The organism is Stutzerimonas stutzeri (assembly GCF_038561965.1).
In the GTDB taxonomy this organism is placed as follows: domain Bacteria; phylum Pseudomonadota; class Gammaproteobacteria; order Pseudomonadales; family Pseudomonadaceae; genus Stutzerimonas; species Stutzerimonas stutzeri_AA.
In genome coordinates this window covers 2,128,606-2,141,034 of the sequence record NZ_CP139348.1, presented here as the reverse complement: position 1 = coordinate 2,141,034, position 12,429 = coordinate 2,128,606, and the positions used below count along the sequence as shown (strand labels likewise).

The 12,429-nt window shown below is 60.2% G+C and carries 11 protein-coding genes; 10 read left to right on the top strand and 1 reads right to left on the bottom strand.

Going from position 1 to position 12,429, the window contains the following annotated elements:
* The first annotated feature begins 496 nt into the window (after window positions 1–496).
* Complete coding sequence (locus tag SM130_RS09900) at window positions 497–1,015, top strand: tetratricopeptide repeat protein (RefSeq protein ID WP_256045108.1); 519 nt, start codon at window positions 497–499, stop codon at window positions 1,013–1,015.
* A gap of 31 nt (window positions 1,016–1,046) precedes the next feature.
* The gene (locus SM130_RS09895; RefSeq protein WP_256045109.1) at window positions 1,047–1,208 is read left to right on the top strand and encodes a hypothetical protein; all 162 of its coding nucleotides are present in this window, start codon (window positions 1,047–1,049) and stop codon (window positions 1,206–1,208) included.
* Between the two features lie 531 nt (window positions 1,209–1,739).
* On the opposite strand, the gene SM130_RS09890 is transcribed toward SM130_RS09895, so the two are convergent.
* Window positions 1,740–2,711 carry a helix-turn-helix domain-containing protein gene (locus tag SM130_RS09890; RefSeq protein ID WP_256045110.1) on the bottom strand — a complete coding sequence of 324 codons (972 nt, stop codon included), beginning with the start codon at window positions 2,709–2,711 and terminating at the stop codon, window positions 1,740–1,742.
* A 475-nt stretch (window positions 2,712–3,186) separates the two neighbouring features.
* Here SM130_RS09890 and SM130_RS09885 point away from each other — a divergent pair, with 475 nt between their 5' ends.
* From SM130_RS09885 to SM130_RS09850, 8 genes are all read left to right on the top strand, one after another.
* Window positions 3,187–3,435, top strand: coding sequence for a hypothetical protein (locus SM130_RS09885; protein ID WP_256045111.1), 249 nt, complete (start codon window positions 3,187–3,189; stop codon window positions 3,433–3,435).
* A complete protein-coding gene (locus SM130_RS09880; RefSeq protein WP_342369137.1) occupies window positions 3,432–4,685 on the top strand; it encodes an MFS transporter in 1,254 nt (417 codons plus the stop codon). The genes SM130_RS09885 and SM130_RS09880 overlap by 4 nt, the downstream gene beginning before the upstream one ends.
* 172 nt (window positions 4,686–4,857) lie before the next feature.
* A complete protein-coding gene (moeB, locus tag SM130_RS09875; RefSeq protein ID WP_256044985.1) occupies window positions 4,858–6,033 on the top strand; it encodes a molybdopterin-synthase adenylyltransferase MoeB in 1,176 nt (391 codons plus the stop codon).
* Between the two features lie 15 nt (window positions 6,034–6,048).
* On the top strand, window positions 6,049–6,459 hold the full coding sequence (locus tag SM130_RS09870) for a M67 family metallopeptidase (protein WP_256044986.1): 411 nt from the start codon (window positions 6,049–6,051) through the stop codon (window positions 6,457–6,459).
* A gap of 62 nt (window positions 6,460–6,521) precedes the next feature.
* Complete coding sequence (locus tag SM130_RS09865; protein WP_256044987.1) at window positions 6,522–6,794, top strand: MoaD/ThiS family protein; 273 nt, start codon at window positions 6,522–6,524, stop codon at window positions 6,792–6,794.
* An 88-nt stretch (window positions 6,795–6,882) separates the two neighbouring features.
* Window positions 6,883–8,715 carry a CoA transferase gene (locus tag SM130_RS09860; RefSeq protein WP_256044988.1) on the top strand — a complete coding sequence of 611 codons (1,833 nt, stop codon included), beginning with the start codon at window positions 6,883–6,885 and terminating at the stop codon, window positions 8,713–8,715.
* Entirely contained in the window at window positions 8,712–10,406 is a 1,695-nt protein-coding gene (locus tag SM130_RS09855; RefSeq protein ID WP_256044989.1) for a class I adenylate-forming enzyme family protein, read from the top strand. The genes SM130_RS09860 and SM130_RS09855 overlap by 4 nt, the downstream gene beginning before the upstream one ends.
* Window positions 10,407–10,428: 22 nt before the next feature.
* Entirely contained in the window at window positions 10,429–12,420 is a 1,992-nt protein-coding gene (locus tag SM130_RS09850) for a TonB-dependent receptor (protein ID WP_342369136.1), read from the top strand.
* Window positions 12,421–12,429: the final 9 nt, after the last annotated feature.

The following is a 12,429-nucleotide window of genomic DNA, read 5'->3' as shown; positions in this document are numbered from 1 at the left end:
GGTTGAAACCCGTATTCGCTGCTACCCCGAGCAGCCCGGCAATTATCTGCTGCGTTGGTCGTTCAAATCCTGTGAAACTGATCCTACGAAAGCCGGTATCGGCATATCGCAAGGCCTCTGGGGCAAATTTTCTATTTCTTGACCGCCCCCAACCGGATACCAAAAGCTTCGCGTTTACCGCGGGTTTTATCGAGTCTGGACGGCGTGAAAGGGCAGGCTTGCCCTGGACTTGGTGCCGGACTACTACATTGGTATGCAGCGCCTGGCACTTTTTGCATATTTCGCCATAGCGACGGGGTTCCTATGCTGACGGCAACTCCACAGGAGTCGCCCATGTCATTTCATCACCTGAGAGCGGGTTGCCTGCCCTTGACTGCTTCGCAGCTTTGGCGAACGCCACACCAACCGATCCAGTGCTGGGCGTGAAGATCGGCTATCTGGCTTATCGACCGAACGCGGGGCCATTGCTCTCCAACGTCCTCAGCGAGGCGAAACCATGATGGCAAAACATTTCCCTCTACTAAGTTTGGTCCTCGCGATACCAGTTACGCACGCTCAGACCAGTGATCTGAGCTATGAGAGCTTTGTGGATAGCGATAGACGCATCAAATGCCTCTACGGCTATGCCGCTGAAAAGACGGGTGATCACGAGTCGGCGATCAAGATTTTCGAAGATTGTGTCGAGCGCTGGAACGATGTGTATTCGATGATTTGGCTTGCCCAGATGTACGAATCCGGCGCAGGTGTGGATGTAGACCTGGCGAAAGCCGCATCGCTCATGAGACGCGGCGCAGAGCGGCCCGACGATGTTGCGTACGTCAGTCTGGCACGCTATCACTATGGGCTCGCGCTGGCGGAAGGGCGAGGAGTCAGAAAAGACCTTCAAGCCGCTCGTGCCTGGTTGCAAAGCGCCTCAAAAGGTGGCCAGAGCGAAGCGAATGACTACCTCACGCAACTGGAAAAGTCATCCTCTTTGAACGCTCCGGCTCGTCAACACCCTAGCGGAGCCGAATAAACGCTTTGCCAGCTCCTACCGAGCGCGTCAGGTGTATGACAACGTGCTGCACAAGCACAGCAAGTCCCAGGCTCGCTTCGGTCGCTCGGGCCTAGACATGCTGGCGTACGACCCTCTGGAAGAAGGGCCCTTGTACCTGTTCGGTGTGAGCGCGAGCGCCCAAGCTAACGGTGAGCTTCACTACGACATCTGAGCTTTTTTCGGAGTTAGGTGATGCGCTGAACCTGGTCGAACTCCATGGCCGCATTTACAACCAACCTCTGCGCATAACGACGACATTTATGTGGTGATGATCAGCGTGCGCTCGAGATCCTCACTTTCTCAGGTGGAACAGGGCGTGAAGCGAAAATCGACATCAAATACACAGTCAAGCCCATATCGCGAACGACCTTCTTCCGAATGCTCCGACGCAAGACCGAATAGGCTCTGGTAGATGTGCGCCGATGCTGACGCTGAGTAGAAGGATATCGAGACAGCAGAGATGGACTACCCAGAGGTACCTACGGTTTTATCCGAGCATTTACAAGGCCGGAGCCCGATAGCCGCTGATTATGAAGTTTGACAACCGACCGCTTTTGGCGAGGTCGCCGACGATACGCCGCACAGGCCGCCAGCCCAGTACATGATTTTCGCCGCTGTCGTTCTCGACAGCGGCGGGAGGGATGCATCATTCAGTACATTAGGCTGGAGCGCCCGTCATCGATCACGGGCGCACCGAGGTAGCTTACGGCTCCAGTAGTCGCTTGCCGAACAAGGCTTTCGGCGATTTGCCGTGGTAGCGAGTAAAGGCGACGGTGAAATTGTTGGGGTATTTGTAGCCTACCATCCAGGCGACCTGGGAAACCCGCAGCCCGGTTTCCAGCAGCGCGAGAGCCTTGGTCATGCGCAATTCCAGCAGCAGCTCCGCCGGCGTGGCGTTGTACAGGTAGATCATGCCGTCCTTGAGCTTGTTCTTGTTGATGCCGACGATGGTGGCTAGATAGTCGAGCGTCAGGGGCTTGTCGAGGTGCTCATCCATCATCTGCCGTGCCTGCTCGATACGGTCGATGTCCGCTGGCGAAAACGGCGATGAAACTGCACCGTGCTGCGGCGCCAGCAGGCTGAGCTGTTCGTTGAGCAGGCTAAGGGTGTGGATGTGCAGGTCCAGCCGCGAGAGCGGACGACTACAAGGCAACAGGTGGCTGATCAACGCGTTGGCATGGGCCATTGTCGCTGGCGTGCTGGCGCGATACGCCAGACGGCTGAGCTGATTGCCACCGAGCGTCTCCGCCGCCCGCTCCGGGCCCACGTATTTGCAGATCAGCGGCTCATACGCCACCACGCGCAGTTGCGAAACCGTAACGTCCGCCTCGTAGCGCCGCTCACCGGGAATACCCTGGAACGAGGAGATGGTGGTGTAGCCCTTCTGGAATTCCAGGCTGGTGACATCCTGCCCGTCGTAGCAGGAGCGGCCTTTCATCCCAACGGTGATGACCATGACCCGACCTTCATGCGGTCCGCTCGTTTCCTCGATCAGCGGCACAGTCGGACGATAGTGCAGCCTGCCAAGACCGAGGCCTGGTTCAAGTTCGACAAAATCCTGGAAGCATTGGCCAATCTCGTCGGGCAGCTGCAGCCGAGTCTTGCCATCGCTCAGGACGCTGCGGATGCGTGGTTCTTCCATTGTCAGCCGGTAGCAGCTCTTGTGTGCGCTCACCTCTCACCTCCAGTCCGTTAGCCCCCCGAATGTCGCGCATATCAATCTGTGTTTCTCGCATACAAAAAATGCTAATGGTTCTCATTACTATAATGCATCATTTTACCGATGGCCAGTCATTGGCGACCAAACACCCAACTAAAAATACGGAAAATCAATGTCTTACAGGCCAGGCACTGCACGCCCGAGAGGAACTGGACGACTACCCACGAAGCCAAACCCTGTCGAAACACTGCCGTTCCCTTCTCTCCTTGCTCGACCGCACGCGCTGCAATCGTGTTGGCCGACGCAGCTGACCGAGCCGCTGCGCGATGGCAGGCCGTGTCCGGTCTCACCCGCTCCTGCTGGACGGCGGCAGGGATGGGCCGATACCGCCCGGGTGAAGATGGCTCAGGTGCAGGCGGTCAGGGCCGACGTGTCCTGTGAGATTCTTCCTCGACAGCCCGTGTTTTCGCCGATAGGACGGACACTGAACATGGACGGCATGCCCGGCTTGGTGGCGGTCGCACTGGCGAAGCCGAAGCTGGAAGTGTCCGGTGTAGGGTTCGAGTGCCCGGCCGCCGCCGTCGTGGCGCAGCAGCCCATCGAAAGCGTCGGACTTCCCGACCGTCTGAGTGCGCGCAGCGGCGATCTGGTACAGGAGGTCGAGCAACGGGATGACGTCTGTTTTCCGTTCGCTTCCGTCGCTGGCCTGCTCGCCCGCAAAGAGGAAAACCTCTCATGACCAAGTCGCGAGTGGTAGGTCTGCAACTGTTGTTCGGCTGGATGAATCTGGTGCTGGCGGTACCCAGCATCTACTTGATGCTCGGCATGCCACTTGTAATGCGCCAGCATGGCTGGAGCGGCGCAGAGATCGGGTTGTTCCAGCTTGCCGCGCTGCCGGCGATATTCAAATTCCTGTTGGCTGTGCCGGTGCAGCGTGTGCGCCTCGGGCGCGGACATTTCGTGCACTGGTTGCTGTTGCTCTGTGCGCTACTACTGGCGCTGTACTGGCTAATCGGACGGCATAATCTGATCGGCGATCGCATAATGCTGTTCGCGCTGACCTTCGCCATCAGCATTGCCGCCACGTGGGCCGACATTCCGCTAAATGCGCTAGCGGTGCAGTGGTTGCCGCGTAGTGAACAGTTGCGCGCCGGCAGCATCCGTTCCGCAGCGCTGTTCGTAGGCGCCATTGTTGGCGGCGGCGTCATGATCATGGTGCAGGCGCGCGTGGGCTGGCAGGCCCCCTTCTGGCTGCTAGGGGTCGGACTGCTGATTGGCGCCCTGCCCTTCCTGCTGTTGCGTAGACACGCCGCACTGCCCGAGCAGGCCGAGCCGCGCGAGACTACAGATCCTCCACCGGGCGTGATGGCGGACTGGGCAAGCTTCTTCCACCAGCCAGGGGCGCGGCAATGGACATTGCTGCTGCTGACCAGTTTCCCCTTCCTCGGCGCGACGTGGCTGTACCTCAAACCTTTATTGTTGGACATGGGCATGCAGCTAGAGCGCGTGGCCTTCATCGTTGGCATCGTCGGCGGCACCGCAGGCGCACTGTTCAGCCTGCTCGGCGGACAGCTAGTGCAAATGTTGGGCATAGCACGGGCCATTGCCTGGTACCTGCTGGCGGCGCTGGGCGCGCTGGCACTTTTGACGTTCAGCGTCTGGGCCCAACTGGGGGCGGCATGGCTGATTGCCAGCGCCCTCTGCGTGGCAGCCAGCATGGGCGCCATCTCGGCGCTGATGTTCGGGTTGACCATGTTCTTCACCCGAAATCGGCGCAACGCGTCGGACTATGCCCTGCAAACCACCATGTTCACCGTTGCGCGACTGGCGGTGCCGATCGCCGCCGGGGTGTTGCTCGACCGGGTGGGCTACACCGGCATGCTCCTGGCAATGACCCTGGCGCTGCTGCTTTCCTTCGCGCTCGCCTGTCGGGTGCGGGAAAAGGTGGAATCTTCGGCACAGTCGATACTCGAGCACGAGCGGGTTTGAAGGCTGAAGTGACCGGCCATGCCCCTTCGGACAATGGCCTGAAATGCGCGGTCCTTTTGCATAGTTTTTCATGCTCACGTCATATGAAAGAACAGCCAACGGCAATTGCTATAGTCATCACCACGAACGATAATGATTATCGTTACCATTGAAATCAAACAGGATAAGCGATATGCCACTATCAGCGCTGGTGGCGCCGGCTGGGGAACTGAGCCGCGCCGAGATCAACCGTTACAGCCGCCACCTACTGATACCCGATGTGGGCATGATCGGGCAGCGTCGGTTGAAGAACGCCAAGGTGTTGGTCATCGGCGCCGGCGGTCTTGGCTCTCCGACTCTGCTCTATCTAGCTGCAGCAGGTGTGGGCACCATCGGGATAATCGACTTTGATCGGGTTGACGACTCCAACCTTCAGCGCCAGGTCATCCACGGGGTGGATACCGTGGGCGAGCTCAAGGTGGACAGTGCAAAGAAAGCCATTGCGCGACTAAATCCCTTTGTCCAGGTCGAAACCTATACCGATCGCCTGGAACGGGACATGGCGATCGAGCTGTTTTCGCGCTACGACCTGATCATGGACGGTACCGACAACTTCGCAACCCGTTACTTGGTCAACGACGCCTGCGTGCTGGCCAACAAACCCTATGTGTGGGGCTCGATATTCCGTTTCGAAGGGCAGGCGTCCGTGTTCTGGGAAAACGCCCCGAACGACCTGGGCCTGAACTACCGCGACCTGTATCCGGAGCCTCCGCCGCCCGAGATGGCCCCCTCGTGCTCCGAGGGCGGTGTGTTCGGCATTCTTTGCGCATCCATCGCATCGATCATGGCCACCGAGGCGGTCAAGCTGATCACGGGCATCGGCGAGCCACTACTGGGTCGGCTGGTGGTGTACGACGCTTTGGATATGCGCTATCGGGAGCTTCCTGTGCGCCGCCTGCCAAATCGACAACCGATCACCGACCTGGCCGAGGACTATCAGGTGTTCTGCGGTCTGGGGTTGCCCAAAGGTGACACGGCGGACGCCGTGCCAGGGATCAGCGTAACGGAACTCAAGAAGCGGATGGATCAGGACGAGGTGCCTGTGCTGATAGACGTGCGCGAGCCCACCGAGTGGGACATCGTCCGTATTCCGGGCGCAATCTTGGTGACCAAATCGCCCACCGCAGCGCAGACACTGCGCGAGCGATACGGGGCAGATGCCAACCTGGTGATCGTCTGCAAGTCCGGGCGGCGCTCTGCCGACGTGACCGCCGAGTTGCTAAACCTGGGCATGCGCAATGTTCGCAACCTCGAAGGTGGCGTTTTGGCCTGGGTGAAGGACGTGGACTCTTCTCTGCCTAGCTACTGATAGGAGGCCTAGAAGATGGCATTGCTTATCAAGCGTCAGGCGCTGGGGCAGGTTCTGGCTCAAGCACGTCGCGATCACCCACTTGAAACCTGTGGAATCGTGGCGTCTTCACTGGAAGCCCAGTTAGCGACAAGAGTAATCCCAATGCGCAACCAGGCGGCATCACAAACCTTCTTTCGGCTCGACTCGCAGGAGCAATTCCAGGTGTTCCGATCTCTGGATGATCGCAACGAGTTCCAACGGGTCATCTACCACTCTCATACCGCGAGTGAAGCCTATCCGAGCAGGGAGGACATCGAGTATGCGGGCTATCCGGAAGCGCATCACCTGATTGTGTCCACATGGGAGAACGCCCGAGAGCCCGCCCGTTGTTTCCGGATACTTCGTGGAAAAGTCATCGAAGAAAGTATCTCCATTGTGGAATAGCGACTTTCCAATATTTCAATCAGCAATGCCTCAGCCACAGCTAGAGGCAAAAGGAGTTCTACATGTCGATTTCAGTGATCGTTCCCACATTGCTGCGCCCGCTGACCAATGGGGAAAAGACAGTTTTTACCCAAGGCAACTCGGTGGCAGAGGCCATCGAGAACCTTGAACACCAGTTCCCTGGCCTTAAGGCCCGGCTGGTCAGTGCGGAACATGTGCATCGTTTCGTCAATATCTACGTCAACGAAGACGACATCCGCTTCTCAGATGGGCTCAACACGCCACTCAAGGCCGGTGACAGTTTGACCGTGCTGCCTGCCGTCGCCGGTGGCTGACTCGCACCTCCGGACACCGCTGAAAGAATGACCCCTGGCGATTCAAATCCAGGGGCAAGTGCAACGCTTTTGTCTCTCGGTTTTGAATATGCCGACACTCTTAAATGAATTTTCCCTGCTGCATTCATCCACTTCGTTTCCGCCGAATTGGAATGAACTGCAACTTAGCCTGACGGAACAGGCCAGATTATTGGGCATTTGCCCGCTCGCAATCTCGCCGCCTGTGGATATGGAAGGAGCCGCATTCCAGCTGCAGCATCCGGCTATTTCTCCTATTCAGGCCCACTTCGCCTCACCAGCCGGCTGGCTGCCAAATCGACACCTCTCGGAGCTGCTGCTGCAGGCGGGCAGCGGTCTTATGTCGGTGCACGGCCGTGCTAGCGGTAGGGCCCAACCGCTGGGCGTGGATTATCTTTCGACACTTACCGCCGTCATGACGCTGCACGGAACGCTGGCCGCAGCCGTGGGGCAGCTGCGTGGCGGTGCATTTGATCAGGTTCAGCTTTCTCCACTGGGATGCGGGCTGCTCAGTATCGGGCAGTATCTGGCAGGCGCCACGGCACCAGAAGATCGTGAGGCGTTCCTGCCGGGCGGCTCCGATCCGCATTTGAGGCCGCCATTTCGTTCCGCTGACGGCATCACATTCGAGCTGGAAACGCTCGACAGCACACCGTGGCGAAGCTTTTGGACCGCCGTCGGCATTGAATCGGAATTGGCCGGTACGGCCTGGAAAGGTTTTCTGCTTCGCTACGCGAGGGCCGTGTCGCCTCTACCTGCCGCCTGTCTCACGGCGCTCGCCCGCCTGCGTTACGCAAAGATCCAACAATTGGCAGCGCAAGCGGGTGTTGCGGTCGTGCCCGTCCGCACCGATGCGCAACGCCGCGAGGACCCCGATTACCGGCAGTCACTGGCTACGCCATGGCAGTTCGAGTCTTTCCCGCCGTCCCCCGAAAGGCATCGAGACACCGCATTTCCGTCACTGCTGCCGCTACAGGGGATGCGCGTCATCGAATCCTGTCGACGCATTCAGGGACCGCTGGCCGGGCATCTGCTGGCATCGCTGGGCGCCGAAGTCATTCGGCTGGAGCCGCCGGGTGGCGATCCGTTGCGAGCCATGCCGCCCTGCGCCGAAGGCTGTTCGGTGCGCTTTGACGCGCTGAACCACCTCAAATCCGTTCACGAAGTCGATATCAAATCCGCCCATGGGCGGCAGTTGGTCTACGAGCTCGCCCGCGATGCGGATGTCTTTCTGCACAACTGGGCGCCCGGCAAGGCCCATGAAATGCAACTGGATGCTGAACATCTGCGCAGGGTTCAGCCACATCTCGTTTACGCCTATGCGGGAGGCTGGGGCCGGGCTCCCGTCAATGCCCCGGGTACCGACTTCACCGTCCAGGCCTGGTCGGGTGTGTCCGCCGCCATTGCACGTCAATCCGGCATCCGCGGCGGCTCGCTGTTCACCGTGTTGGATGTGCTGGGCGGCGCGATCGCGGCACTGGGTGTGACGGCCGCGTTGCTCAATCGAGCAGTCACGGGCACGGGTACTTATGTCGAGAGCTCATTGCTGGGCGCCGCCGATCTGCTGATGCACAGCAGCGGCAAGGCGTCGAGGGGCATCTTGTCCGGCGTGTATCCCACGCTATCGGGACTGATCGCCATCGACTGCCAACACCCAGATCAGTTCCAGTCGCTGGCCATGTTGCTGGACATTCCTGCCACTGCGGATACCTGCCAGCAGACGCTGGCGGAGCGCTTACGCAAGCGACCCGCTTCGGAATGGGAAACGGTGCTGAACGAACGGGGCATCGGCGCCTGTGTAGTCATCGAAGACCTCAAGCAGCTCGCCGCCGACACCCGCATCTCTGAATGCCTCACTCGCAAGTCTTACTTCTCTGTCAACGCCCCCTGGAGGTTCCTATGAACAACGCTGGCATCATCGACCTGGTTCCTGCTGAGGAACGCCAACGTTGGGTGCAGGACGGTACCTACCCGAACCAGCCCGTATTCACGCTGTTTGCCGCCAAAGCCGAAGCGCATCCCGACAAGAAGGCCGTGCTGTCGCCGCAAGGTGACGTGACCTACGGCGAGCTCCTCGATGCAGCCCTGCGGATGGCTCACAGCCTGCGTGATTCGGGGATCGTGGCCGGCGACGTGGTGGCTTACCAGCTCACCAACCACTGGTTGTGCTGCGCAATCGACCTGGCAGTGGCAGCGCTCGGTGCCATCGTCGCCCCCTTCCCTCCGGGACGCGGCAAGCTGGATATCCAATCGCTGGTTCGCCGCTGCGACGCGCGAGCGGTGATCGTCCCGCAAGCGTACGAAGGCATCGATCTGTGCGAGGTTATCGAGTCACTGCGCCCCACCCTGCTATCCATGCGCCGCCTGATTGTTCAGGGCAAGCCTCGCGAAGGATGGATTACGCTCGATGAGCTGATGAGCACCGAGCCGCTGGATCTCGCCAGCCTACCCAGGGTGTGCCCGAACTCGCCGGTGCGTCTGCTGGTGTCTTCAGGCACCGAGTCGGAGCCCAAGCTGGTGGCGTACTCGCACAATGCGTTGGTTGGTGGTCGCGGGCGCTTCCTGCAGCGCATCGCGTCCGATGGCGAAGATTTTCGCGGCATGTACCTCGTTCCGCTGGGTTCGTCCTTCGGCTCCACTGCCACCTTCGGTGTGTTGTGCTGGCTGGGTGGTTCGCTGGTCGTATTGCCCAAGTTCGACGTGGATGAAGCCATCAAGGCGATTGCGGCATTTCGGCCGGGCTTCATTCTCGGCGTACCCACCATGCTGCAACGCATCGCCGCTCAACCGGCGTTGGAGAGCATCGACAAATCCAGCCTGCGTGGTTTGATCGTCGGCGGCTCGGTCATCGACGAGGCCACCGTGCGCAAATGCCGTGATGCGTTTGGCTGCGGCTTCATCAGCCTCTACGGTTCCGCCGACGGCGTGAACTGCCATAACACCCTGGACGACCCCATCGAAGTTGTGCTGACCAGCGTCGGCAAGCCCAATCCGGCGGTCTGCGCGATTCGTCTGGTGGACGACGAAGGCCGGGAGGTCCGGCAAGGCGAGGTTGGCGAAATCACCGCCCGCGGGCCATTGACTCCAATGCAGTACGTCAACGCGCCGGAGCTGGACGAGCGTTACCGCGACCCGCAAGGCTGGGTGAAGACCGGAGATCTGGGCTACATCAACGACAAGGGTTATCTGGTCCTAGCCGGTCGCAAGAAGGACGTCATCATCCGTGGGGGCGCCAATATCAGCCCGACCCAGATTGAAGGCCTGGTCATGGCGCATCCCGATGTCGTGACCGTTGCGTGCATTCCTGTTCCCGATGATGATCTCGGGCAGCGGGTGTGCCTTTGCGTCACCTTGCGCGAGGGTGCAGCGAAGTTTTCCCTGAAAGCGATCACCGACTTCCTGCGCGAACTGGGACTGGAGGTGAACAAGCTCCCCGAGTACCTACGCTTCTACCGCGCTCTGCCTCTGACACCGGCGGGAAAGATCGATAAAAAAGCGCTAACCGAGGAAGCCCGCGAGCTGGGCACCTCGGGCATTTGTCCCGCTGGGCCGGGGCAGTCGACTCCCGAGCGCAGCTTACGGGAGTACGCATGATATGCGCGGTCAACCGATGATGATGGCTACAGCTTTGATCTGTGCCTTTGTACCAGGGCCACAGTTGGCGTTTGCTGCGCCAGGCTCCGCGGCTTCGCCTGACTCCACGACGCTACCGGAAATCACCGTCACAGCCGAGAAAATCGAGCGGCCGCTGGAAAGGGTGCCCGCCAGCGTGGCGGTGATCGATGGCTGGGACGCCGAGCAGTCAGGCATCACTAGCCTCAAACAACTGGAAGGACGCATTCCTGGTCTGTCATTCCAGCCGTTCGGGCAAGCAGGTATGAATTCACCCGTCATGCGGGGGCTGACGGCCAACTTCAACAGCTTCTCCAGTTCAACGTTGTTGCTGGTCGATGGCGTTCCCACGCTGACAGCCCAGGGATTCGAGAGTGGCATGCTGGATCTCGATCGCATCGAGGTCATTCGCGGCCCGCAATCTACGCTGTATGGCCGTAATGCCGAGGCCGGTGTGATTGCCATCCACAGCCTGCCGATGGACGCGACCCCGAGAGCCAGCGTGTCTGCCGAAGCGGGCAGCCGGAACAAGCGTGTCATGCGGTTTGCGCTCAGCCAGCCTTTGGTGGAAGAGCGGTTGTACGGCAGCGTATCGGGCAACTGGTCGAGCCAGGACGGCTTCATCGACAACACCCACACGGGGCACAAGGCGGACGATCGTGAGCAGAAGAACCTGAACCTGGGGCTGCGCTGGGCCCCGGGGGCCGCAACGGATGTGGTCATGCGCTATGCGCATCAGGAGTACGACGATGGCGCCTCCCTGTGGGGCTCGCCCGGCGCGCCAAGGAAGCGAGTCGCGTCCGGAACGCCGAGCTGGAACCGTTCTGAGGGCCAGACCTTGTCCTTCAATGTCCAGCATGAATTTGCCTCCGGCCTGCGGTTGCATTCGGTAACGGCCTGGAACGAGTTCAAGGACAGGATTCAGCAGGACACTGACTTCATGCCAGCCGATGTTCTGCACGTCGGGCGCGACCATCACCTGCGCACACTCTCCCAGGAGTTCCGTGTGGAGGGACAGCTCGGGGAGGCCAGTTGGCTGGCTGGTGTCTACGCGGATCGCAGCGACAACGATCTGCACAGTACCAGCAAGACCATGATGGGGCTGTCGGACATTCGCGCGGATCAGCAGAGCGATACCGCTGCACTGTTCACCCACTGGAACGTCCCCCTGTCGGCCGACTGGTCCATAGACGCCGGAGCGCGCGTCGAGCGCAACGAGGTGCAGCTACGTCCGCAAGGGGCTACGAGCCATGAAAAAGGCTGGACACACGTTTCACCCAGGCTCGCGCTGCAACACCAGATAACCGCCAATCACCAATGGTATGTGAGTGCCAGTCGTGGCGTGCGCACTGGCGGCTTCAATGTGCTGGCGCCGACGCTGGGTTATCTGCCTTACGACACGGAGAAGAACTGGTCGTATGAAACCGGTCTCAAGGGCTGGCTTCTTGACAAGCGCATTCGCTATTCGCTGGCCGCCTACCTCATGGACATCGATGACATGCAGGTCATGCAGATGCCCACCGTCGGCGTGATGTACATCACCAGCGCTGCCACGGCGACATCCAAAGGTCTCGAGCTGGATGTGGACTATCTCCTCGGTGGCGGCTGGCAGCTCAAGGGCGGGCTGGCCTGGAACCACACGCGCTTCGATCACTTTCGCGATGGCGAGGCGGACTATGACGGCAACCAGAACCCGTTCGCGCCGGATCTCACCGGCCACCTCGGCATCCGCTACGACGCGCCCGAAGGCTGGTATGCACAAGCCAGCGTGACCGGCAGCAGCAAGGTCTACCTCGATGCGGCCAACGGGTATGAACGCAACGGCTACGGCCTGGTGAACCTGGTAGCTGGTTACCAACGCGGCAACTGGGAAATCGCGGCCTACGCCGACAACGCGACCGATCAGCGCTACGACGCGGTGGGCTACCAGAACGGATTCGTCACCGTCTACAGCCCGCCGCGAGAAGCGGGCCTGCGTCTGACATGGCGCCTGTGAACAAAGTCG